Origin of the sequence: Pseudomonas promysalinigenes (genome assembly GCF_014269025.2) — a bacterium.
Taxonomy (GTDB): Bacteria; Pseudomonadota; Gammaproteobacteria; order Pseudomonadales; family Pseudomonadaceae; genus Aquipseudomonas; species Aquipseudomonas promysalinigenes.
The window spans coordinates 4776392-4800111 of sequence record NZ_CP077094.1 but is presented as its reverse complement, the minus strand read 5'-3'; the positions used below and the strand labels follow the sequence as shown (position 1 = coordinate 4800111).

General features: G+C 62.8%; 20 protein-coding genes and 1 pseudogene. 7 read left to right on the top strand and 14 right to left on the bottom strand.

Features of this window, described 5'->3' with window-relative positions:
- Positions 1 to 69 precede the first annotated feature (69 nt).
- Complete coding sequence (cadR, locus tag HU725_RS21700) at positions 70 to 513, bottom strand: cadmium resistance transcriptional regulator CadR (RefSeq protein WP_186476241.1); 444 nt, start codon at positions 511 to 513, stop codon at positions 70 to 72.
- Positions 514 to 595: 82 nt separating this feature from the next.
- Here cadR and HU725_RS21695 point away from each other — a divergent pair, with 82 nt between their 5' ends.
- Positions 596 to 2809, top strand: a complete 2214-nt coding sequence (locus tag HU725_RS21695) for a heavy metal translocating P-type ATPase (protein ID WP_186476242.1) — start codon at positions 596 to 598, stop codon at positions 2807 to 2809.
- Between the two features lie 135 nt (positions 2810 to 2944).
- Here the strand turns inward: HU725_RS21695 and HU725_RS21690 are convergent, their stop codons facing one another.
- Positions 2945 to 4309 carry a GTPase/DUF3482 domain-containing protein gene (locus tag HU725_RS21690; RefSeq protein ID WP_186476243.1) on the bottom strand — a complete coding sequence of 455 codons (1365 nt, stop codon included), beginning with the start codon at positions 4307 to 4309 and terminating at the stop codon, positions 2945 to 2947.
- Positions 4302 to 5693 (bottom strand): DUF2868 domain-containing protein, encoded by a 1392-nt coding sequence (locus HU725_RS21685; protein ID WP_186476244.1) that lies wholly within the window; start codon positions 5691 to 5693, stop codon positions 4302 to 4304. Before HU725_RS21685 ends, HU725_RS21690 begins: the two co-directional genes overlap by 8 nt.
- A gap of 54 nt (positions 5694 to 5747) precedes the next feature.
- On the opposite strand from HU725_RS21685, the gene HU725_RS21680 reads away from it, so the two are divergent.
- Positions 5748 to 6263: a dihydrofolate reductase gene (locus tag HU725_RS21680; RefSeq protein WP_186476245.1), complete on the top strand. Its 516-nt coding sequence runs from the start codon at positions 5748 to 5750 to the stop codon at positions 6261 to 6263.
- 34 nt (positions 6264 to 6297) lie between these two features.
- Here the strand turns inward: HU725_RS21680 and HU725_RS21675 are convergent, their stop codons facing one another.
- Positions 6298 to 7689 carry an L-cystine transporter gene (locus HU725_RS21675; protein WP_186476246.1) on the bottom strand — a complete coding sequence of 464 codons (1392 nt, stop codon included), beginning with the start codon at positions 7687 to 7689 and terminating at the stop codon, positions 6298 to 6300.
- Between the two features lie 240 nt (positions 7690 to 7929).
- Here HU725_RS21675 and HU725_RS21670 point away from each other — a divergent pair, with 240 nt between their 5' ends.
- A complete protein-coding gene (locus tag HU725_RS21670) occupies positions 7930 to 8985 on the top strand; it encodes an HAD family hydrolase (protein ID WP_060479633.1) in 1056 nt (351 codons plus the stop codon).
- A gap of 88 nt (positions 8986 to 9073) precedes the next feature.
- Here the strand turns inward: HU725_RS21670 and ilvD are convergent, their stop codons facing one another.
- Both ilvD and HU725_RS21660 read right to left on the bottom strand, forming a co-directional pair.
- On the bottom strand, positions 9074 to 10915 hold the full coding sequence (ilvD, locus tag HU725_RS21665) for a dihydroxy-acid dehydratase (protein WP_060480063.1): 1842 nt from the start codon (positions 10913 to 10915) through the stop codon (positions 9074 to 9076).
- Positions 10916 to 11185: 270 nt separating this feature from the next.
- Complete coding sequence (locus tag HU725_RS21660) at positions 11186 to 12382, bottom strand: class I SAM-dependent rRNA methyltransferase (RefSeq protein WP_060480064.1); 1197 nt, start codon at positions 12380 to 12382, stop codon at positions 11186 to 11188.
- A 178-nt stretch (positions 12383 to 12560) separates the two neighbouring features.
- Here HU725_RS21660 and HU725_RS21655 point away from each other — a divergent pair, with 178 nt between their 5' ends.
- Together HU725_RS21655 and mutM are read left to right on the top strand one after the other, a co-directional pair.
- Positions 12561 to 13379 carry an HDOD domain-containing protein gene (locus tag HU725_RS21655; RefSeq protein ID WP_186476459.1) on the top strand — a complete coding sequence of 273 codons (819 nt, stop codon included), beginning with the start codon at positions 12561 to 12563 and terminating at the stop codon, positions 13377 to 13379.
- Between the two features lie 3 nt (positions 13380 to 13382).
- Entirely contained in the window at positions 13383 to 14195 is an 813-nt protein-coding gene (mutM, locus tag HU725_RS21650) for a bifunctional DNA-formamidopyrimidine glycosylase/DNA-(apurinic or apyrimidinic site) lyase (RefSeq protein WP_060480066.1), read from the top strand.
- Positions 14196 to 14347: 152 nt separating this feature from the next.
- Here mutM and HU725_RS21645 read toward each other — a convergent pair whose 3' ends face one another.
- The 5 genes from HU725_RS21645 to HU725_RS21625 all read right to left on the bottom strand — a co-directional run bounded on the left by HU725_RS21645 (position 14348) and on the right by HU725_RS21625 (position 18830).
- Entirely contained in the window at positions 14348 to 14599 is a 252-nt protein-coding gene (locus HU725_RS21645) for a YfhL family 4Fe-4S dicluster ferredoxin (RefSeq protein ID WP_060480067.1), read from the bottom strand.
- A 108-nt stretch (positions 14600 to 14707) separates the two neighbouring features.
- Positions 14708 to 15187, bottom strand: coding sequence for a pantetheine-phosphate adenylyltransferase (gene coaD, locus HU725_RS21640; protein WP_060480068.1), 480 nt, complete (start codon positions 15185 to 15187; stop codon positions 14708 to 14710).
- A 111-nt stretch (positions 15188 to 15298) separates the two neighbouring features.
- Positions 15299 to 16897, bottom strand: a complete 1599-nt coding sequence (locus HU725_RS21635; RefSeq protein ID WP_060480069.1) for a GMC family oxidoreductase — start codon at positions 16895 to 16897, stop codon at positions 15299 to 15301.
- A gap of 17 nt (positions 16898 to 16914) precedes the next feature.
- Positions 16915 to 17400 (bottom strand): hypothetical protein, encoded by a 486-nt coding sequence (locus tag HU725_RS21630; protein WP_060480070.1) that lies wholly within the window; start codon positions 17398 to 17400, stop codon positions 16915 to 16917.
- Entirely contained in the window at positions 17400 to 18830 is a 1431-nt protein-coding gene (locus HU725_RS21625) for a coniferyl aldehyde dehydrogenase (RefSeq protein ID WP_186476247.1), read from the bottom strand. Before HU725_RS21625 ends, HU725_RS21630 begins: the two co-directional genes overlap by 1 nt.
- A gap of 151 nt (positions 18831 to 18981) precedes the next feature.
- Between HU725_RS21625 and HU725_RS21620 the strand changes: the two genes are divergently transcribed.
- Complete coding sequence (locus tag HU725_RS21620; protein WP_186476248.1) at positions 18982 to 19647, top strand: TetR/AcrR family transcriptional regulator; 666 nt, start codon at positions 18982 to 18984, stop codon at positions 19645 to 19647.
- 34 nt (positions 19648 to 19681) lie between these two features.
- Positions 19682 to 20536, top strand: a complete 855-nt coding sequence (locus HU725_RS21615) for a sulfurtransferase (protein ID WP_186476249.1) — start codon at positions 19682 to 19684, stop codon at positions 20534 to 20536.
- 13 nt (positions 20537 to 20549) lie between these two features.
- Here HU725_RS21615 and HU725_RS21610 read toward each other — a convergent pair whose 3' ends face one another.
- The 3 genes and pseudogenes from HU725_RS21610 to HU725_RS21600 all read right to left on the bottom strand — a co-directional run.
- Positions 20550 to 21542 (bottom strand): hydrolase, encoded by a 993-nt coding sequence (locus HU725_RS21610; protein ID WP_186476460.1) that lies wholly within the window; start codon positions 21540 to 21542, stop codon positions 20550 to 20552.
- Between the two features lie 146 nt (positions 21543 to 21688).
- Positions 21689 to 22291, bottom strand: coding sequence for a 16S rRNA (guanine(966)-N(2))-methyltransferase RsmD (rsmD, locus tag HU725_RS21605; protein ID WP_186476250.1), 603 nt, complete (start codon positions 22289 to 22291; stop codon positions 21689 to 21691).
- Positions 22291 to 23643: pseudogene (locus tag HU725_RS21600) on the bottom strand (M16 family metallopeptidase); the annotation flags it as partial. The gene rsmD and the pseudogene HU725_RS21600, both read right to left, overlap by 1 nt.
- Between the last annotated feature and the right edge of the window lie 77 nt (positions 23644 to 23720).

Here is a 23720-nt window from a genome sequence, read left to right as displayed (position 1 = left end):
CTTGATCGCCTGATAGGCCTGTTCGTGGCTAAACCCGTTGCCAAACGGGTTTACCCGCGACGCTCATGGCTAATGCCCGTGGCTGCGCCCTACGTGTGAATGCTCGGTATCCGGCACCGATACCGCCCCGTTCGTCTCCAATCGCTGCAGGATCGCGCATTCCGTCCCCTGCGCATTGCAGCGCCGTCGCAGCTCCACCAACTGCTCCTGCAATGCCACCAAACCATCGATCCGCGCCTGAACATGCTCGATGTGCTCATCGATCAGCGCATTGACGCTGCCGCACGCATCCTCGGGGCTGTCACGTAGCTGGAGCAGGCTGCGAATCTCCTCCAGGGTCATGTCCAGGGTTCGGCAGTTGCGAATGAAGGTCAGCCGTTCGACATGGGCTTGGGTGTATTGCCGGTAGTTGCCTTCACTACGCGCCGGGGCCGGCAGCAGTTGCTCGCGCTCGTAATATCGGATGGTTTCCACGGCGCAATCGGTGGCTTTGGCCAGTTCTCCAATCTTCATCAGGCAATCTCCAAGCGGTGGCTTGACCCTATAGTGGCTACAGGGTGTTCAATTGGCAACAGGCCCAATTTAAGGATGCCCCATGAACCAGCCTGTCAGTCATGACCACCAGCACGATCACCATAGCCATAGCTGCTGCGGCGCCAAAGCAGCGCCAGCCAAGGTGCAATTGCGCCCCGAGGCCAGCAGCCATGCTCGGCTCAGCCGTTTTCGCATCGACGCCATGGATTGCCCAACCGAGCAGACCCTGATCCAGGACAAACTCGCCAAGCTCCCAGGCATCGAACAGCTGGAGTTCAATCTGATCAACCGCATCCTTGGTGTGCGCCATACCTTGGACGGCACGGGTCAAATCGAGCAGGCCATTGCCAGCCTTGGTATGCAGGCCGAGCCACTTCAGGCCGATGACGATGGCAGCGCCATGGCGGCTCAACCGCACAAGGCGCACTGGTGGCCACTGGCTTTGTCGGGTGTGGCCGCCATCGCCGCGGAAATTGTGCATTTCGCTGGTGTTGCACCGCAGTGGTTGGTCGCCATGCTTGCGCTCGCAGCGATTCTCGGCTGTGGCCTGGGAACCTACAAAAAGGGTTGGATTGCCCTGAAGAACCGCAATCTCAACATCAATGCGCTGATGAGCATCGCGGTGACTGGCGCCGTGCTGATTGGCCAATGGCCGGAAGCTGCGATGGTCATGGTGCTGTTCAACGTCGCAGAACTGATCGAAGCCCGGTCCCTTGATCGAGCGCGCAATGCCATCGGCGGGCTGATGCAACTGGCGCCGGACATGGCTACCGTGCAGCAGGCCGACGGCCAGTGGCGTGAGGTAGAGGTGCGTGAGGTGGCGCTCGGTAGCCTGGTGCGGGTACGCCCTGGCGAGCGCATCGGCCTGGATGGCGAAGTGGTCAGCGGGCAATCGAGTGTCGATCAGGCGCCGATCACAGGCGAAAGCTTGCCCGTGGAAAAAGCAGCCGGCGACAAGTTGTTCGCGGGCACCATCAACCAAGCCGGCGCCTTGGAATACCGCGTAACCGCTGCCGCCGGGCAGTCGACACTGGCGCGTATCATCAAGGCCGTCGAGCAGGCCCAGGGTGCACGTGCGCCCACTCAGCGCTTTGTCGATCGATTCTCACGCATTTATACACCTTCGGTATTCATCATTGCCTTGGCTGTGGCCGTGGTCCCACCGCTTTTCATGGCGGGGGCCTGGATGGATTGGGTGTACCGGGCGCTGGTGCTGCTGGTGGTCGCCTGCCCCTGTGCGTTGGTGATTTCCACGCCGGTGACCATCGTCAGCGGCCTGGCCGCAGCCGCACGCAAAGGTATCCTGATCAAAGGCGGGGTGTACCTGGAAGGAGGGCGCAAGCTGGACTTTTTGGCTCTGGACAAGACCGGCACCCTGACCCACGGCAAACCGGTGCAAACCGATGCCAAAGTGCTCGACCCGCTGTTCGAGAGCCGCGCTCAAGGGTTAGCGGCAAGCTTGGCCGACCGTTCCGATCACCCGGTGTCGGGGGCCATCGCCCAGTTCGCCAAGGCGCAGGATGTACTGCTGAGCGAAGTCCGCGAGTTTGCGGCCCTGGCCGGTCGCGGTGTGCGTGGCGTGATCGACGGCGAACTGTATCACCTGGGCAACCACCGTTTGGTCGAGGAGCTGGGCCTTTGCTCTCCTGCGCTGGAGGCACAGCTCGACACCCTGGAGCGCCAGGGCAAGACAGTGGTTCTGTTGCTTGACCGTTCCGGGCCGTTGGCACTGTTCGCGGTGGCCGACACCGTCAAGGACAGCAGCCGCCAGGCCATCGCCGAACTGCACGCGCTGGGCATCAAGACGCTCATGCTGACCGGCGACAACCCCCACACCGCCCAGGCCATCGCCGCGCAAGTAGGGATCGACCGCGCAGAAGGCAACCTGTTGCCGGCCGACAAACTGCAGAGCATCGAGCAGTTGTACGCCGAGGGGCATCGCGTGGGCATGGTGGGCGATGGTATCAACGACGCGCCAGCCCTGGCCCGGGCCGAAATCGGCTTCGCCATGGCGGCGGCCGGCACCGACACTGCCATCGAGACTGCCGATGTGGCGTTGATGGACGATGACTTGCGCAAAATCCCAGCGTTTATCAGGCTGTCGCGCCAGAGTGCGACGATCCTGAAGCAGAACATCATTCTGGCGCTGGGCATCAAGGCACTGTTCCTGGCCATGACCTTTGCCGGCATGGCCACGCTATGGATGGCGGTATTCGCCGATATGGGCGTGAGCCTGCTGGTGGTGTTTAACGGTCTGCGGCTGCTGCGCAAATGAGGCCCTGCAACGCTCAGTGCCGAGGGGCAGGGCCTTGCTGCAGCAAAAGGGCAGTTTGCGCGTAGCACCTACGGCGCCGTACTACGACCTTGGCCTGGTGGCTGTAGGCGCCGCGAAGAGGCCGGCACTGTTGAATCAGATCTGTGAAACCAGCGCCTCCAGCTGCTCCTGCCGCTCGGCCTGATTGAGCTTGGCCCCAGGGTTTAGGGTCGACCACTGCGGGTGGGCACGTGCCCTATTCAATGCTTCGGGCAGCTTGCCCTCGCGCCAGGCTTTTTCATCCAGCTCGCCCAACTGGATGCTGCCTTGCGCGGCATGCCCGCGGCGCTCCAATGCCACCATCAACTGCTGTTGACGCAGCGCCAGCAACCGCAGCACGGTGTCGTCCACCGTCAGTTCACGTTGGCCTTTGAGTTTGCCCATCAGCCGCGACCCATAATTACGCGCCGTTTGCAGTGCGCCGCCGGCAATCGCACCTGCTAGCGCAGCTGCGCCGAGGGTCAAGCCCCCCACCAGCAGGTCGACCCCGGCACCGGCAGCAGCGCCGGCGGCCACACCGCTGCCCAAACGTACCCCTAGCAGCTTCAGGGTTTCGGGATTGAACAGGTCATCACCCCAACGCCCGTCAAGCAATGGCAAGTCCCCGGCATCGGCATCTTCCCGGCGAAAGGCATATAGCTTGAGCAGCGCTTGCACGCAACGCTGCTCTCGTTGGCGCACGTCATCGCGCAAAGCCTCAATGGCAAGGGCTTCGGCCGCCGGTTGCGCCTCGACGCTGCGCCGGCAGGCGGCGCAGTCGAGCAGCAGTTCGGCAATCAGGCGTTTGCCGCTGTGGCGACGTGCCAGGCGCTGGGCCTGCTGGTCATCGATCAGCCGTTGCAGGGCTGGCCGGGCGCCTTCGAGCAGCAGCGCGAGGCTTTCGTACAGCCGGCGTTCACCATCCTCCGGCGGGGCTACGCTGTCGAACCGCACCAATGCGTGAAGCCCAAGCCTGGCAAGGGCTTCACGCCATTGCGGCTCACGGTGCTGGCTGCTGGCGACGAAGTTGAGCACCGGCAGCAACGGTTTGCCGCAACCGGCCAACACTTCCAATTCGTCGCGGTACTTGGCCAGCACCGGTTCGCGGGCGTCGATCACATACAGGCCGGCATCGCTGGCCAGCAGCTGGCGTAGCACTTTGGCCTCCTGCTCATAGCGCTGGCGGGCTTCGCTACCCTGCAGGAAGCGTTCAACCCGGGCTGGGCCGTCCAGGCGTTCACCGGGGCGTTCCAGGCGCTCGAGGTAGTCGAGCAACGCGATGGCGTCTTCCAGGCCAGGGGTGTCGTAGAGCTCCAGCAGCGCCTGGCCATCCACCGACAGTCTTGCCCCTTCGACGTGGCGCGTGGTGCTGGCGCGGTGCGAAACCTCACCGAAGCCCACGTCGCGGGTGAGGGTGCGTAGCAGCGACGTCTTGCCGACGTTGGTGTGGCCGACCACGGCCAATTTCAGCGGCTCAGTCATGGCCATGCTCCAGCCAGCTAAGGGGCGATGTGTCAGCATAGGGTAGGCCCAGGCGCTCGAGCGCATCGTGCCAGTCATCCAGGCGCGCGCCGTCCAGGGCTTGACCAGGCGCTGCCGGGAGCAACCAGATCCGCGTTGCACCGGCATGGCGTGCCAGCTCTGCCAGTAGTGCCAAGCTGCCCCTGTCAGGCGAGCGCCGCGGATCGCAGGCAATGGCCAGGCGTGCCGGCGGGAAGCGGCTGAACTGTTCGAGCAGCTTGTTGCGTGATGCGCGGCTGTCGAGAACGCCCGCATCGGTCACTGCCTCAGCAAGTGCTGGAGGCCAAGCGCGCTGCTCGTCCAGTTCCAGGCCTACCAGCACGGCGCCGCTGCTGGCGTTTTCCAGGCCCCCTGCTTGGAACTGCGGCAAGGCATCCGGCGCGGCATCCTGGACGCCTAAGCGCTCGCTGCGGGGCATCAGGCTGTCCTGCAACTGCGCATAGCCGGGCAGGCTCAGGTCAAGCGTCAGCCGCTCGCGGCCTTGGCGCCAGCGCCACAGGCACAGCGCGGCCAGCAGCAGCCGCGGGAGCAGGCCGTACACCAGGACGACCCCAAGCAACCAACTGGCCCAGGCCTGGCGGGCGATATCCAGAGCAGGCAGGCTGTCGCCGCTGGCGCGTATCATGGCTTCATTGGGTACAGCGAAACCCAGCAATGCCGGAAGCGCGCCCAGCGCTTGGGTCAGGTGGATGAATGGCGCGGCGGCCAGCAGCGTGGTTTCCCAGACAAAGCCGTAGCGTCGGGTAGCCAGCAACGCCAACAGCATGGCCAGGGCGGCCAGCATCGCCAGCAGCCACAAGCTGTGCACCAGTGCACCGAGCAACCAGCGGTTCAGGCGCTGGCGTTGCAGCAGCACCAAGAGCGCTGGCGCCAGGTGCGCAGCCTTGGCATCCCGGGCGAAGCGTTCGCTCAACCACAACCACAGGCGGCCGAGGCTGGCGCCGTGTTCGCCGCTCACGGTAAAACCCACGGCCCAACCCAGCAGTGTCAGTAGGTTCAGCCCAAGCAGGCTGCCAAGCGCCCAGAACACGTTGACCGGGCGCAGGCCGTCGCCCAAGGCAGCGAAGGCAAGGCCGGCACCACTGAAAATAGCCATCAGCATCAAGGCCAGCAATGCCAGGCGTGCGCCTTGTTTCCAGTGGCTCAAGGCAGTTCTCATGCCATCGCGTTCTGCCAGCCACAACGCGCGGGTTTCGATGCGCGTTGCCAGGTCGCCACCCAGTTGGCGGGCGTGGCGGTTGGCCTCCTGATCGTCCAGCAGGCCTGCGTGTTCTTCGCGCAGGCGCACCGCTTCGGTGAGCCAGCGCTTGTCCAATGCAGTCGGTGCAGTCACAACGTCTTCCATCGCATGGTTCAGGGCAGAAGCATAACCCACACAGCCGGTGCTATCCTCGCTGGCATGAATACATCACTCCCCCTCAGCCTGATCGCGGCGCACGCTCAGAACCGTGTGATCGGCATCAACAACTCCATGCCCTGGCACCTGCCGGGGGACTTCAAGTATTTCAAGGCCACCACCTTGGGCAAGCCCATCATCATGGGGCGCAAGACCTGGGATTCGCTGGGCCGGCCGTTGCCGGGGCGGTTGAATATCGTGGTCACTCGCCAGCCTGATTTGGAGCTGCCGGGGGCTGAAGTGTTCACTTCCCTTGAAGCCGCTGTGGCGCGGGCCGAGCAATGGGCGCTCGAGCAAGGCGTTGATGAGCTGATGCTGATTGGCGGGGCACAGTTGTACCAGCAGGCCCTGGAAAAGGGGCTGGTGAGCCGCATGTACCTCACACGTGTTGAACTGGCGCCTGAGGGGGATGCCTTTTTTCCTGAGTTCAGTGAAAGCCAGTGGCAGCGCATTTCCAGTGACGAGCAGGCTGAGGAAGGCAAGCCTGCTTATCATTTCGAGGTCTGGGACAAGAAGTGAGAGGCTAGGGGCCGCGTGACGGCCCCGCGTGTTCTCAGGTGTGGCTCAGTTCGGCATGCTCATCGTCGGCCAGCACGGCCTTGTCGGTTTGTTTGAGCAACTGGCTGGTCACCACGCCCGCAGTCATCGAGCCGTTGACGTTCAACGCCGTGCGGCCCATGTCGATCAGCGGCTCCACCGAAATCAATAGGGCCACCAGCTCGACCGGCAGGCCCATGGCCGGCAGTACGATCAGCGCGGCGAAGGTCGCACCGCCACCCACGCCGGCAACCCCCACCGAGCTCAACGTCACGATCGCCACCAGGGTCGCGATCCACAGCGGGTCGAAGGTGTCGATACCCACCGCCGGAGCCACCATCACGGCCAGCATGGCAGGGTAGAGGCCAGCGCAGCCGTTTTGGCCAATGGTGGTGCCGAACGACGCGCTGAAGCTGGCGATCGATTGGGGTATACCCAGCCGGCGGGTTTGCGCCTCGATGTTCAGCGGGATGCTGGCAGCGCTGGAACGGCTGGTGAAGGCAAAGGTCAGCACTGGCCAGACCTTGCGCAAGAAGCGCAATGGGCTCACGCCGGTAGCGGCGAGGATGATGCCGTGAACCACAAACATCAGCGCCAGGCCAAGGTATGACACCAGCACGAAACTGCCGAGCTTGAGGATGTCTTGCAGGTTCGAACTGGCTACCACTTTGGCCATCAGCGCCAGCACGCCGTAGGGCGTGAGCTTCATCACCACCCGTACCAGGCGCATCACCCAAGCCTGCAGGGTATCGATGGCCGTCAGGGCGCGCTCACCCTTCTGGGCATCGTCCTTGATCAATTGCAGCGCAGCCAGGCCAACGAATACCGCGAAGATCACCACGCTGATGATCGAGGTGGGCTTGGCTCTGGCCAGGTCGCCCACGGGGTTACTGGGGATGAACGACAGCAGCAGCTGTGGGACATTCAGGTCGGCGACCTTGCCCGCGTAGTCGCTGTGGATAACCTGCATGCGGGCGCTTTCCTGAGCGCCGGCCACCAGGCCCTGGGCGCTCAGGCCGAACAGGTTGGTCAGAACAATGCCGATCAGCGCGGCAATGGCAGTGGTCAGCAGCAGCGTGCCGATGGTGAGTACGCTGATGCGGCCCAGGGAGGAGGCATTGTGCAGCCTGGCCACGGCGCTGAGGATCGAGGCGAAGATCAGCGGCATGACGATCATCTGCAAAAGGCCGACATAGCCGTTGCCGACCAGGTCGAGCCAGCTGATGGTGGCCTTGAGTACTGGGTTGCCTGCGCCGTAGAGGGTGTGCAGCACCAAGCCGAATGCCACCCCCAGTGCCAGGCCCAACAGCACTTTTTTGGCCAGGGTCCACTGGGTGCGGCGGGTTTGTGCCAGGCCCAGCAGTAAGGCCAGGAACGCCAGCAGGTTAAGAGATAGCGGCAGATTCATTGAAGCTCCAGGAAAAAGCATACGAGGCATCGCCTCTGTGAGCGATTACGAAAGCAAATGCTAACAGTCTGAAAACAAACGAATTTATACCCAAAGGTAATTTGCTTAGTCGCTTATGGAATAACACAAGGTCGCTCCTGGCAATGAACAGGACGTTTACGGTTTTATATGGGTCGCTGTCAGGGTCCAAGGGTTGGGCATGATGGACTAGCGTTTCCAGGTCATTTCAGGAGATCCCCCATGAAGTTCGCGCCGAAAACCATCGCTCTAGGTGTGTCGCTATTGTTTTCTGTCCAAAGCTTCGCCACCGAGCTCAAGCACTGGCCCGCCGAAGCGGCCAAGCAACTCGATACCATGATCACCGCCAATGCCCACAAGGGTAATTACGCAGTGTTCGATATGGACAACACCAGCTACCGCTTCGATCTCGAAGAGGCGTTACTGCCGTTCATGGAGAACAAGGGCTTGCTGACGCGCGAAAAGCTCGACCCGTCGCTGAAGCTGATCCCCTTCAAAGACACTGCCGAGCACAAGGAAAGCCTGTTCAGCTACTACTACCGCCTGTGCGAGATCGACGACATGGTCTGCTACCCGTGGGTGGCACAGGTGTTTGCAGGTTTCACGCTCAAGGAGCTGAAGGCTCAGGTCGACGAGCTGATGGCCTCGGCCAAGCCGATCCCCAGCACTTACTTCGAAGGCGACCAGGTAAAAGCCATCGAGGTGCAGCCGCCGAAGGTCTTCACTGGCCAGGCCGAGCTGTATAACAAGCTGATGGAGAACGGTATCGAGGTGTACGTGGTGTCGGCGGCCTCCGAGGAGCTGGTGCGCATGGTCGCTTCCGACCCCAAGTACGGCTACAACGTCAAACCGCAGAATGTGATAGGCGTTAGCCTGCTGCTGAAGGATCGCGCCAATGGCGAGCTGACCACCGCCCGCAAGCAAATCAGTGCCGGGCACTATGACCCCAAAGCCAACGAAGGGCTGGAGCTCACCCCTTACCTGTGGACACCGGCTACCTGGATGGCAGGCAAGCAAGCGGCCATCCTCACCTACATCGATGAATGGAAAAAGCCGGTGCTGGTCGGCGGTGATACACCCACCAGCGATGGTTACATGCAGTTCCACGGGGTAGATGTGAACAAGGGTGGCATTCACCTGTGGATAAATCGCAAGGCCAAGTACATGGATCAGCTCAACGGCATGATTGCCAAGAACGCAGCCGCTCAGGCCAAGGAAGGGTTGCCGGTGACGGCGGACAAGAACTGGGTGATCGTCACACCGGAGCAGATTCAGTAGGCCGAGTGTTCGTTGCGCCAAGAGAACGGCGCAGCCATAAAAAAACCGGCGCCTGGGGCGCCGGTTGTGCTTTCAGCCCTTCAGAGCCTCACAGCCCTTCGAGCATCGCCTTATTACGCACGGCACCCTTGTCGGCACTGGTGGCCAGCAAGGCGTAAGCCTTCAGCGCGGTAGTCACCTTGCGTGGGCGCACCTCAGCCGGTTTCCAGCCTTTTTTGTCCTGCTCGACACGGCGGTGAGCCAGTTCCTCGTCGCTGACCAGCAGGTTGATCGCACGGTTCGGGATGTCGATCAGCACCTTGTCGCCGTCGCGTACCAGGCCGATGGCGCCGCCAGCGGCAGCCTCCGGCGAGGCGTGGCCGATCGACAGGCCCGAGGTACCACCGGAGAAGCGACCGTCGGTGAGCAGCGCGCATGCCTTGCCCAGGCCTTTGGACTTCAGGTACGAGGTCGGGTAGAGCATCTCTTGCATACCCGGGCCGCCTTTGGGGCCTTCGTAACGGATGATGACGATGTCGCCGGCCTTCACTTCGTCAGCGAGGATACCGCGCACGGCGCTGTCCTGGCTTTCGAAAATCTTGGCAGTGCCTTCGAACACGTGGATCGACTCGTCGACCCCGGCGGTTTTCACCACGCAGCCGTCTACCGCGATGTTGCCGTACAGCACAGCCAGGCCACCCTCTTGCGAGTAGGCATGCTCGAAGCTGCGGATGCAGCCGTTTTCACGGTCGTCGTCCAGAGTGTCCCAGCGGGTCGACTGGCTGAACGCGGTCTGGGTCGGGATACCGGCCGGGCCTGCCTTGAAGAAGGTGTGCACGGCTTCGTCATCGGTCTGGGTGATGTCCCACTTGGCGATGGCCTCTTCCATGCTGCGGCTATGCACGGTCGGCAGGTCGGTGTGCAGCAGGCCGCCGCGGGCCAGCGAGCCGAGGATGCTGAAGATGCCGCCGGCGCGGTGCACATCCTCCATGTGGTACTTCTGGATGTTCGGCGCCACTTTGCACAGCTGCGGCACCTTGCGCGACAGGCGGTCGATGTCGCGCAGGTCGAACGCTACCTCGCCTTCCTGGGCTGCGGCCAGCAGGTGCAGGATGGTGTTGGTCGAACCGCCCATGGCGATGTCGAGCATCATGGCGTTCTCGAACGCTTTGAAGTTGGCGATGCTGCGCGGCAGTACCGACTCGTCGTTTTCCTGGTAGTAACGCTTGCACAGCTCGACGATGGTGCGACCGGCAGTGAGGAACAGCTGCTCGCGGTCGGCGTGGGTGGCCAGGGTCGAACCGTTGCCTGGCAGGGCCAGGCCCAAGGCTTCGGTCAAGCAGTTCATCGAGTTGGCGGTGAACATGCCCGAGCACGAACCGCAGGTAGGGCAGGCGCTACGCTCATACTCGGCGACTTTTTCGTCGGAAGCCGTGGAGTCGGCGGCGATGACCATCGCGTCGACCAGGTCCAGGCCGTGGCTGGCCAGTTTGGTCTTGCCGGCTTCCATCGGGCCGCCGGAAACGAAGATCACCGGGATGTTGAGGCGCAGGGCAGCCATCAGCATGCCGGGGGTGATCTTGTCGCAGTTGGAGATGCAGACGATGGCGTCGGCGCAGTGGGCGTTGACCATGTACTCGACAGCGTCGGCGATGATCTCGCGGCTTGGCAACGAATACAGCATGCCGTCGTGGCCCATGGCGATGCCGTCATCGACCGCAATGGTGTTGAATTCCTTGGCCACGCCACCGGCGCGTTCGATCTCGCGGGCTACCAGTTGACCCAGGTCCTTCAGGTGTACGTGGCCTGGGACGAACTGGGTGAACGAGTTGGCGATGGCGATGATCGGTTTCTTGAAGTCTTCGTCCTTCATCCCGGTAGCACGCCACAGGGCGCGGGCGCCGGCCATGTTGCGGCCTTGGGTTGAAGTCTTGGAACGATAATCAGGCATGAAACACTCCTGGCGGCTTAATCAGGTCACAAAAAGGGGAGTGAGCTTCTCTTGTCCTTTGTGCCGCAGGCCGGTTGCCACTGCACGGATGGGGCCGAAGACCGCGCGGGATCGCCGCGTGCTTGGCCAGAGCTCATAAACCCGCCGGGGATGACTGGCGATGGATAGGCCGATTCTACACCGCTGGCGCGGCGAGGGAATGCAGATGTGGATGGTTGGCGGGGCAATTGCAGCAGGAAAGGGCCGCGCTGCGGCCCTTTTTGGCAGATATCAGCTGTTGGGCAGCAAGCGGCAGGTGATGCTCTTGATGTAGCGGGTCTCGGCGATTGCCGGGTGCACCGGGTGGTCAGGGCCTTGGCCACCGCGCTCCAATAGCTGCAGGTTGCGGTCCAGGTGGCGGGCGCTGGTCAGCAGAATGTTGTGCAGATCATCCTCGGGCAGGTGCATCGAGCACGAGGCGCTGACCAGAATACCGTCCTTGCTCAGCATGCGCATGGCCTGTTCGTTGAGGCGGCGGTAAGCGGCTTCACCGTTTTTCAGGTCTTTCTTGCGCTTGATGAAGGCGGGCGGGTCGGCAATGATCACGTCGAAGCGTTCTTCAGCGGCCTTGAGCTCGCGCAGGGCCTCGAACACATCGCCTTCGATGCAGGTCATCTTCTCGCTGATGCCGTTCAGCGCTGCGTTGCGCTCGACACCATCCAGGGCGAAGCCCGAAGCATCCACGCAGAATACTTCGCTGGCACCGAATGCGCCGGCCTGTACACCCCAACCACCGATGTAGCTGAACAGGTCGAGCACCCGCTTGCCTTTAACGTACGGGGCCAGGCGTGCGCGGTTCATACGGTGGTCGTAGAACCAGCCGGTTTTCTGGCCTTCGCGTACTGGGGCCTCGAACTTGACGCCGTTTTCCTCCAGAGCCACCCAGTCTGGCACTTCACCGTAGACCGTCTCGACATAGCGCTGCAGGCCTTCGGCGTCGCGGGCGGCGGAGTCGTTCTTGAACAGGATGCCGCTGGGCTTGAGCACCTGGATCAGCGCAGCGATCACGTCGTCCTTGTGCGCTTCCATGGTGGCCGAGGCCAGCTGCACGACGAGGATGTCATGGAAACGATCGACCACCAGGCCCGGCAGCAGGTCGGAATCGCCGTACACCAGGCGATAGCACGGCTGGTCGAACAGGCGCTCGCGCAGGGACAGTGCGACGTTCAGGCGGTGGACCAGCAGCGACTTGTCCAAAGCCAGCTTGATGTCGCGCGACAGCAGGCGGGCGCAGATCAGGTTGTTCGGGCTCAGCGCGACAATACCCAGGGGCTTGCCGTTGGCCGCTTCGAGCACAGCCTGCTGGCCGGCCTGAAAGCCTTGCAGCGGGGTCGCAGAAACGTCGACTTCGTTGCTGTAGACCCACAGGTGGCCGGCGCGCAGGCGGCGGTCGGCATTGGCTTTGAGGCGAAGGCTGGGCAGGGACATGACGTCGCTCCGGGAAAAAAGAGCGGGAGTATACCTTGTTGGCCGCCTTTTCGGTTCGGGCTGCGACAAAGCGCAGGCGGCACCAACTGAGTTAGAATCGCTCGTCCCCAACGAGTAAGCACGCATGTCCCAAGAACTCAGCGCCGAACAGATCCAGCAAGCCTTGCAAGGCATTACCATTCCGCCGCAACCGCAGATCATGGTCGACCTGCAGTTCGAGCAGTACATGCCCGACCCGGACCTGGATACCATCGCCAAGCTGATTTCCCAGGACCCTGGCCTGGCCGGTGCTTTGCTCAAGCTGGTGAACTCGCCGCATTTCGGCCTGGCCAACAAGATTGGCTCGATTCAGCGTGCCGTGAATCTGCTGGGCAGCCGGTCGATCATCAATCTGATCAACGCACAGTCGATCAAAGGTGAGATGAGCGACGAGACCATCGTCACCCTCAACCGTTTCTGGGATACCGCACAAGACGTGGCCATGACCTGCCTGACCCTGGCCAAGCGCACCGGCATTCAGGCCGCTGACGAGGCCTACACTCTCGGGTTGTTTCACGACTGTGGCGTGCCGTTGATGCTCAAACGCTTCCCCGATTACATGCAGGTGCTGGAGGACGCTTACGCCAAGGCCAGTGAGCACACGCGTGTGGTCGATACCGAGAACCGAGCCTTCAATACCAACCATTCGGTGGTGGGTTACTTCACGGCCAAGTCCTGGCGCCTGCCAGAGCACATCAGTGCGGCGATCGCCAACCATCACAATGCCCTGTCGATCTTCCGCGAAGATGCGTCACGCAATACCCAGAGCCAGTTGAAGAACCTGCTGGCTGTATTGAAGATGGCCGAGCACATCTGCGCCTCGTATCGGGTGCTGGGTAACCAGAGCGTGGACCACGAATGGCAGGTGGTCGGCCCCCTGGTGTTGGATTACGTCGGTTTGTCGGAGTACGACTTCGAAAACCTCAAGCAGAACATTCGCGAGCTGGGTGGGCACTGACCGATGCCGGAACTACCAGAAGTCGAAACCACCCGGCGGGGTATTGCGCCGCACCTGGAAGGCCAGCGCGTCAGCCGTGTCGTCGTGCGGGACGGGCGCCTGCGCTGGCCAGTGCCGGAAGATCTCGACGTGCGCCTGTCCGGGCAACGTATCGTCAGCGTCGAGCGGCGGGCGAAGTACCTGTTGATCAATGCCGAGGTCGGTACCTTGATCAGCCATCTGGGCATGTCGGGCAACCTGCGCTTGGTGGAGCAGGGCTTGCCGGCGGCCAAGCATGAGCACATCGATATCGAGCTGGAATCGGGGTTGATGCTGCGCTACACCGACCCGCGCCGCTTCGGTGCCATGCTCTGGAGCCCGGATCCGCTCAACCATCAATTGCTGCTGCGCCTGGGGCCTGAGCCGCTGACCGATTTGTTCGACGGGGAGCGGTTGTTTCAGCTTTCGCGCGGGCGTGCGATGGCGGTCAAGCCGTTCATCATGGATAACGCGGTGGTGGTTGGGGTGGGCAACATCTACGCGACCGAGGCACTGTTCGCCGCCGGGATCGATCCACGCCGTGAGGCCGGCGGCATTTCCCGGGCCCGTTACCTGAAGCTTGCGATCGAAATCAAGCGCGTGCTGGCGGCGGCCATTGAGCGAGGCGGCACCACTTTGCGCGATTTTATTGGCGGTGACGGGCAGCCAGGGTACTTCCAGCAGGAATTGTTCGCCTATGGGCGCGGTGGGTTGCCTTGCAAGCTGTGCGGCACGCTGATGCGCGAGGTCAAGCTGGGGCAGCGGGCGAGCGTGTTCTGCCCGCGCTGCCAGCGATAACCTGGGGCTACTCACAGGGTTTTGCGTAGGCTATCTGCGCCGGCCCCTTGGCGGCTGAAGCCGCTCACACAGGTGGAAGCTCGCCTCAATGGATGGGCAATCGCTGTAGGAGCAGGTTCAGCGTACGAGGGCCAAGCCCTCGCCAGGGTTGATCAGGCCTTGCCGGTGATCCGCTGATACTTGGCCATCAGCTCGTCGTGGGTTTCCGGGTGCGCCTCATCCAGCGGGATGCAGTCAACCGGGCAAACCTGTTGGCACTGCGGCTCGTCATAATGACCGACGCACTGGGTGCACAGGTTAGGGTCGATCACGTAGATCTCTTCGCCTTGGGAGATGGCCTCGTTCGGGCACTCGGGTTCGCAGACGTCGCAGTTGATGCAATCGTCGGTGATGATCAGGGACATGGGGGCTCCGGCCGGGGCGCATCGCCCGGGCATGTTCAACGCTTTGGGCACAATTGTGCCGCATTCGCGCCCGCAGTGCACGCGGGCGCGACGATCAGGTGCGCTTTATCACTTCTTGAAACGTTCGGTCAGCGCATCCGCCACCGCAGGGTGGACGAACTTGGTGATATCTCCACCCAGGGCGGCAATCTCGCGCACCAGCGTCGAAGAAATGAACGAATAGCGCTCGGACGGCGTGAGGAACAGGCTCTCGACATCCGGTGCCAGTTGCCGGTTCATGTTTGCCAGCTGGAATTCGTACTCGAAGTCCGATACCGCGCGCAGGCCGCGCAGAAACACGTTCGCGCCCTTTTCCTTGGCGAAATGCGCCAGCAATGAGGAGAAGCCGATGACTTCGACATTGGGCAGGTGCTTGGTGACCTCGCGGGCCAGCTCGACCCGTTGCTCCAGCGGGAACAGAGGGTTCTTCTTCGGGCTGGCGGCCACTGCGATGATCACGTGATCGAACAGGCGAGAAGCGCGCTCGACCAGGTCGCCGTGGCCTTTGGTAATGGGGTCGAAAGTACCCGGGTACAACACTCGGTTCATCGCGTCATCCTGGCTGGAGTGCGTTGGGGAGTCGGATGGTAGCGCAGCGACTGCGCCCGGCCAAGTCATGGGGCCGGCTGATGGCACTATAGACAGGGCGTGTATTCGTTGTCATGCACTCTGTGCCAGGCGCCCGGCCAAAGCGTCGCAGAGCTTGGCGCTGATGGCATAGACCGACAACTGCGGGTTGGCGCCGATGCTGGTGGGAAATAGCGAGCCGTCATGGATCGAAAGGTTTTCCAATTGGTGGTGGCGGCCCAGGCTGTCGCAGACCGCGTGCCGTGGATCGTCACCCATCGCGCAGCCGCCCATGACATGCGCGCTGCCCAGGCGGGTGCGAAACGGCTCCAGGCGCAGAGCCTCGATCATGCGATGCGCCTGTTCCAGGCTGGCGGCAGCGCTGGCGTCGCTGTGCACCGGGGTGACCTGTGTGGCGCCCGCCGCGAACTGGATCTGCGCCATGCTGTGAAACGCCCGGCGCAGGCCCTCGCGCAGGTAGTCGGTGAGCGGATAATCGAGCACCGGCGAGCCGTCACCACGCAGCTGCACCTCGCCGCCGGCGCTTTGCGGATGAAAGCCGTCGCGCAGCAACGCCAGCATCACGTGGGTATGGGGTAGCTCGGCCATACGCCTGGCGTTATCGCTGCCGTAGCCCCCGAGCAGGGTGCTGGCCAGGGCAGGATGCAGGGGCGGCACTTCCAACTTGTAGCCCACCGCGCCGGTGATGCCGCCTTGCCACTGGAAGTGGTCGCTGTAAATCGATTGCGGAGCGCCGTAGAAAGGGTCGATGCGCTCAGCGAACCTCGCTGCACTGAAGTTGACCAGGTGCAGAAAGGTCCGTTTGCCCAACCGGCCGTGCGGGTCCGGGGCCTTGGAGCGCAGTAGCACGGCTGGGCTGTTGATGCCGCCACCAGCCAGGATGTAGTGGCGGGCCTGCACTCTGATCTGTCGACCAGTGGGGTGGACGCCTCCGGCATCCAGCGCTTGGCAGTGCAGTCGGGCGATGCGCTGGCCATCGTGCTCGAAGCGTTCTGCTCGAGCGAGGTAGAGCAGCGCTGAGCCGCTGTCCAGCATCGCCGGAATACGCGTGACCAGCATCGACTGCTTGGCGTTGACTGGGCAGCCCATGCCGCAATAGCCAAGGTTCCAGCAGCCGCGCACGTTGCGGGGAATCACCGCCCAGCGATACCCGAGCTGTTCGCAGCCGCGGCGCAGCACTTCATTGTTGGCATTGGCCGGCAGCGCCCATGGGCTGATCCCCAATTCGTGCTCCATGCGCTCGAACCATGGCTGCATTTCATGCTCGGACAAGCCCGACACATCGTGGGTCGCAGCCCAGTGCTGCAGCGTTTGCGGCGGCGTGCGGAAGCTCGAAGTCCAGTTGATCAGTGTGGTGCCGCCCACTGCACGGCCTTGCAGGATGGTAATGGCGCCATCCTTGCTCATGCGCCCCAGGCCCTCTTGATAAAGGCTGGCATAGGCCTGATCTTCGAGCATGTGGAAATCGCTGCTGGTTTTTAGCGGCCCCTCTTCGATCAATAGCACCTTGAAGCCGGCTGCACTGAGCATCTGCGCACTGGTGGCGCCGCCGGCACCACTGCCGATCACTGCGATGTCGGCCTCCAGCGTGAGGTCTTGCTCCAAACGCGAGCCGTCATGGGTGATCCAGCCGCGCTCGAGGCCTTGGCGAAACGGGTCGGTTACAGGCATTGGCGATGCTCTTGTCATCAGATCTTGGGTGGGCCGGGGTAGCTGCAGGCAGCCCAGGCCTGCGGGCATTCATACCAAGCCATCTGCAGCAGTTGCAGCAGCGCGGCGTGGCCCATGCGCAGCAGGTCCAGTGAGCTGTTTTGCCACCGTTGCAGAAATGCGGTGACCTGATCCGCACTGGCCTGCTCCCAGGCACCCCAGACTCCAGTGAGGGGCCCGCGCGTCAGCGGCAGGTTGAGCACATCGAACAGTTGCCGAGTGAGCTTGAGCATTTGCGGGGAAAGCGCTGCCAGCTTGCGGTCGAGGCTTGGCAGTACCCACTCGTCGCTCGCTGCCGTGTCGGCCAGCACCACCGCGATCAATGCGCGCAATGCTGGCAAGTCATCGTCACGCAGCGCCTGGTAATTGGCAGCGGGCGTTTCGGCGCTACAGCCAATCAGGCTGACGCTGCTTAAAAACAGGCTGGCGCCCAGGCTCAAACGCAGCAGGTCGCGGCGCTGCATCAGCGGATGAACAGCTTGTAGATCAGGCGCTGCAAGGCCTTGCCATAAGGCGGATAGATCAGCCGAGCAGCATTGATGCGCTGTTTCGCTAGCACCGCCTTGGCCTTGCTGAAGGTCTGGAAACCCTCGTGCCCATGATAGTGCCCCATACCGGAGGGCCCGACTCCGCCAAAGGGCAGGTCGTCTTGGGCCACATGCAGCAGGGTATCGTTCAGGCACACACCGCCGCTATGGCTGTGCTGAAGAACATGTTGCTGCTCGCTACGGTCGTAACCGAAGTAGTAAAGCGCCAGGGGGCGCGGGCGCTGATTGATGTAGGCAAGCGCATCGTCGAGGTGATCGTAGGGTACCAAGGGCAGCAAAGGGCCGAAGATTTCGTCCTGCATGACCTGCATGCTGTCGTTGACCCGGGTCAGCAGATGCGGCGGCAGGCGGCGGCCCTGGCGCGGCTCCGCGGGATACAAGTCGATGACCTGGGCACCTTTGCTGCGCGCGTCATCCAGCAGGTGCTGCAGGCGTTGCAACTGCCGAGGGTTGATGATGGCGCTGTAGTCAGGGTTGTCAGCTATGCGTGGGTACATGCGTTGCACGGCGCTACGGTAGGCATCGGCGAAGTCGTTCAAGCGCTCACGCGGCACCAGCACGTAATCGGGGGCGACGCAGGTCTGGCCGGCGTTGAGGGTCTTGCCGAATGCAATGCGCTCGGCAGCGGTGCCCAGCGGTACATCGGCCGAAACGATGGCCGGGGACTTGCCGCCCAGCTCCAGGGTCACCGGCGTCAGATTGTGCGCAGCGGCCAGCATGACCTGGCGGCCGATGCTGGTGGCGCCGGTGAACAGCAGGTGGTCGAAGGGCAGGCGGGCGAAGGCTTGGCCGACTTCGATTTCGCCAAGGACCACGCTGACCAGGTCCTCGGGGAACACCTTCTCCAGCAAGGCTTTCAGCGCTTGGGCGCTGGCTGGGGTGGATTCACTCAACTTGAGCATGACACGGTTTCCGGCCGCCAGCGCGCCGGTCAATGGGCCAATGGCCAGGAACAGTGGGTAGTTCCACGGCACGATGATGCCCACCACTCCCAACGGTTGGTACAGCACGCGCGCACTGGCCGGCTGGAATGCCATGCCTACCGCGCGCCTTGCGGGGCGCATCCAGCGTTGCAGGTGGCGCTCGGCGTGGCGAATGCCTTGCACCGACGGCAATAGTTCGGCCAGGAGGGTTTCGTCGGTACTGCGGCCGCCGAAATCTTGGTCGATGGCTTCGATAAGCGTTTGCTGTTGTGCCAGCAATGCCTCGCGAAGGCTTTTCAACCACTGCCGCCGCTGCGCCGCCGACGGCATCGGGTTACCAGCAAAGGCCAGGCGCTGAGCGGCGAATGTGGCCTGCAAAGCAGTGTCGCAAAGCGCAGTCGATAGGGCGATGGGCGAGGTCACGAGGTTCATCCATTCGGGCGCGAAGTTACTAGAGCCTATACTCTAATCAGTGCGCTGGTGCGACTTTTTTCAGGGGCAGCAACGGTGCAACAGGGCGGCGATTCACCGTAAGATGGCCCACTATCCAACGCCTGCAGAATGGGAACTGAGCATGGCCCCGCGCATGAAGACTCGAGAGCGCATCGTGCAGAACAGCCTTGAGCTGTTCAATCAGCAGGGCGAACGCAGCGTCAGTACCAACCATATCGCCGCGCACATGGAGATTTCGCCCGGCAACCTTTATTACCACTTCCCCAACAAGCAGGCGATCATCGCCCTCTTGTTCAGCCAGTACGAAGAACTGGTAGACAGCTTCCTGCGCCCGCCCCAAGGCCGTGCAGCCACGGTCGAAGACAAGCGCTTCTACCTCAAAGCGTTGCTTGCGGCGATGTGGAACTACCGGTTTCTGCACCGTGATCTTGAGCATTTGCTGGAAAGCGACCCGGAGCTGGCGGCGCGCTATCGGCGCTTTTCCGAGCGTTGCCTGCGCCAAGGCCAGGCGATCTATCGTGGCTTCGTCGAGGCAGGGATCCTGACCATGGAAGCGGCGCAGATCGAGTCACTGACCATCAATGCCTGGATCGTGCTGACTTCTTGGGTACGCTTTCTCAGTACCACCCGTGAACATGCCGCGCACCTGAGTGAAGAAGCCTTCAAGCGTGGCGTCTATCAGGTGCTGGTGCTTGAACTGGGTTTCGTCACCAGCAATGCCCGCGGCGCAGTGGATGCGCTGTGCCAGGAATTCCACGTACCGTTCAATCAGGCCCTTGAGCTCTAGCCCGGGCCGTCGTGCCATCGATCAGGAGATTGTCATGCCGCTTGCGCAATTGATCACCCCGCAACAACTGGCCGAACGTCTAGGCTCGCCCAAGCTGGTGATTCTCGATTGTCGTTTCGCTTTGGAAGACGTGGACTACGGCCAGCGCAGCTATGCCCAAGGGCACATCGCTGGGGCGCATTTTGCCGATCTGGAAAGAGACCTGAGCGGGGCGGTCAGCAAAGGGCGCACCGGTCGCCACCCGCTGCCGAACCCACAGCGGTTGGTCGAGCGCCTGCGCGAATGGGGCCTGGACAACGACAGTGAGGTGGTGCTGTACGACGATGGCCCCGGAGCGTTCGCGGCCAGGGCGTGGTGGCTGTTGGTGTGGCTGGGCAAGCGCAGTGACGTGGCGATCCTCGACGGGGGCCTCAAGGCCTGGCATGCGGCCCACCTGCCGCTGAGCCTGGATGCACCAGCCAGGCGCGAGGGTACGTTCAGCGGTGAACCGGATGCCAGCTTGCTGATCGATGCACAGCACCTGGCCAAGCGTCTGGGCAGCCCTGACCTGACCCTGATCGATGCCCGTGCGTTGCCGCGCTTTCGCGGTGAGGTAGAGCCCATTGACCCGGTTGGCGGTCATATTCCGGGCGCTCAGTGCGCGGCCTTCACCGAAAACCTCACAGCGGACGGCCGCTTCCTGGCACCTGAGCAGCTACGGCAGCGTTTTGCCGAAAAGATTTCGGGGCGTTCGCCAGAGCAACTGGTCGCATACTGCGGCTCTGGGGTGACGGCCTGCCACAACCTGTTTGCACTGGCGTTGGCAGGCTACCCGATGGGCAGGCTGTACGCCGGGTCCTGGAGCGAGTGGATCAACGACCCCGGCCATGGCATAGCGACCGGCGACTAGGGCGCAGTCAGCATCACTGGCCGTCGACGAGCCATTGTGGAATACGCCGCTCCAGGTAATAGCCAGGGTTGCGCAGGCTGCCGTCGACGAAGCCCACATGCCCACCGCGTGTATGCAGCTCGAACTGGGTTTGTGGTGCCAGTTCGCTGGCGGTGGGCAGGCTGTGGTCGAACACGAACGGGTCATCGGTGGACTGGATGATCAGGGTCGGCGTGCGGTTTTCGGCCAAATAGAAGCGGCTCGATGAGCGGCGATAATAATCGTGGGCATCGTTGAAGCCATTGAGCGGTGCGGTGACTTTGCCGTCGAAGTCCCAAAACGTTTTCATTCTGCCCAGCGGCCCGAGTCGGTCCAGCGCGGCCAGCCCCTCGTGGTCGCCAAGGTCGCGCAGATGCCGGTGTTTGACCTGAACATAGGCCATCATCTCGCGCATGAAGTGTGCCTGGTAAACCTTGGAAAACCCTTGGCCGATACGGTCGGCGCACTGGTCGAGGCGAAACGGCACGGAAACCGCCACAGCCGCCTGCAACTGGCTGGCCGAACCACTTTCCCCCAGGTACTTGAGCAACACATTGCCGCCCAGGGAGTAGCCCACGGCGTACAGCGGCGCCAAAGGGCGTTGGGCATGCAGGTGCGCGACGACTTCAGCCAAGTCTTCGCTGGCACCGGAATGGTAGCTGCGCGGCAGCAGGTTGGGCTCGCCGGAGCAGCCGCGCCAATTCAATGCAACGCTAGCCCAGCCGCGGGCTTGCAGCGTTTGCTGCAAGCCTTTGACGTAGTGCGAGTGGGAGGAGCCGGTCAAACCATGCAGCACCAGCACCAGCGGTGTATCCGGGCTGTGCGGCCCGTGCCAGTCGAGGTCGAGAAAGTCGCCATCGGCCAGCCACAAACGTTCGCGGATACGCTGCAATGCAGGCAGCTTGCGCCACAACGGCCCCCACAGGGTTTGCAAGTGGGGGTTGGACAGACCGATGGCCGGGCGGAACGTGACGTTGAGACTGGGCATGCTGGGCGACTCGAAATAGGCCTGCTGGAACGTGCCATCGGCCCCCGCCGTTGTACCCTCGCCATCGGTGAGGTTACGCGTTGACCTCATGTTTTTAGCGTAGGCCGAAATGGCATTGCGTGGCGACGTGAGGAATTAGATCAGCCTCAGCCCCGCTGCCAGAGCGCGTAGTACACCTGGCCGGTTTTCTTTTCGCGGTGCAGGCGCCAGTTGGCGGGCATCGGCAGCGTAGACGGCGCCGCCTCGCTTTCGGTGTAGATCCAGGCCTGCTCCCCTAGCCACTGGTTCTGCTCCAGCAGGTTACAGGTAGTGGCCAGTAGGTCCTGATGGAACGGTGGGTCGAGGAACACCACATCGAACTGTTGTTTTGCCGGGTTGTGTAGGTACCGCAACGCGTCGGTCTGCAATATCTGGCCGCGCGGGCAGCGCAGAATCTCGAGGTTGTTCTTCAGGTTGGCGATGGCGGCCGGATTGCTGTCCAGCGCCACCGCATCTTCGGCCCCACGGGACAAGGCTTCGAGTACCAAAGCGCCACTGCCGGTGAAGGCATCCAGCACGCGAGCGCCTTCGATATGTGGCGCCAGCCAGTTGAAGACCGTTTCGCGCACACGATCCGGGGTAGGGCGCAGGCCTTCGCCATCCGGCACCGCCAGGCGGCGGCTGCGCCACTCGCCGGCGATGATGCGCAGGTGACCCTGGCCCTTGCTTTGGCCCTGCTGCGGGCGGGCGGGAGGGGTGGATCTAGGCATTAGTGCTCCGGTACGCCGAGCGGTTGCTCGGACGGTTTGTCAGTAGGGGCAGGCAGCGGCTGCTGTGGCACCTTCGGGCCGACGGTGACGATCACCAGTTTGTCGGCTGCCAGGTGCTTGTTCATCGCGGTTTTAACCTGCTCGACGGTCAGTGCCTGTGATTGCTGCATGAAATCTTCCAGCCAGGTCAATGGCAGGTTGTAGAAGCCGATGGCGCCCAGTTGGCCGACGATGCTCGCGTTGCTGGCGTTGGACAGCGGGAAGCTGCCGGCCAACTCGCGTTTGGCGTCATCCAGTTCTTGCTGGGTCGGGCCACTCTTGAGGTAGTCGGCGAGAATGCTCTGTACCAGCTTGAGCGTCCCATCGCTGAGTTCGGCCCGGGTTTGCAGGTTGATCATGAACGGGCCACGCACCTGCATCGGGCTGAATGCCGAGTATACCCCGTAGGTCAGGCCGCGTTTTTCGCGAACTTCGCTCATCAGCCGGGTGCCGAATGCGCCCCCGCCGAGAATCTGGTTGCCCAGCGAAAGGGCCGGCCAGTCAGGGTCCTGGCGGTCGATGCCGAGTTCGGCCAGCATCAGGTGAGTCTGCTTGCTCGGGAAGTCGATGTGGGTAATCCCAGCTTTGGGTTCCACCGGCTGGGCAGGTGCCGCCAGCGCCGGGCCTTTGGGCAGGGCAGCGGAAACTTGCGCGGCCACGGCTTCGGCTTCCTGGCGGCTCAGGTCGCCTACCAGGGCGATCACCGCATTGCCAGCGGCGTAGGCTTTGGCGTGGAAGGCGCGCAGTTGCTCGACGGTGATGCCTGGCACGCTTTCGGCACTGCCATCGCTAGGCTGGGCGTATGGATGGTTGCCGTAAAGTTTGCTGAACAAGGCTTTGCTGCCGATCTTTCCAGGGTTCTGCTTCTCGTACTCGAACCCGGCCAGCAACTGGTTCTTGATGCGTTTGAGAGCTTCCTCTGGGAAGGTCGGCTGGCCGGTCACTTGCGCAAACAGCTTGAGCGCCGGCTCGCGTTTGTCTTTGGCGCTCAGGCTACGCAGGGTAGTCACCGCCATGTCCCGGTAGGAGCCGTTGCCGAAATCGGCGCCCAGACCCTCGAAACCTTCGGCGATGGCGGTCACATCCTTGCCGGCTACACCTTCGTTGAGCATGGCATTGGTCAGGGTGGCCAGGCCGGGAGTGGTGCCGTCCTGGCTGCTACCGGCAGCGAAGGTGACACGCAGGTCGAACATCGGCAGCTCGCGAGCCTCGACGAACAGCACCCGGGCGCCTTCAGTGGTGGTCCAGTGCTGGATGTTCAGCTGGCGGCGGCCAGGTGCCTTGCCATCCAGTTCGGCCAGCGACTGCAAGGTGTTGGCCGGGCGCGCGGCATTGGCTTGGTCGCCGGCATGGCCAGAACGGGGGAGCACGGCGGCCACGGCCACCACCA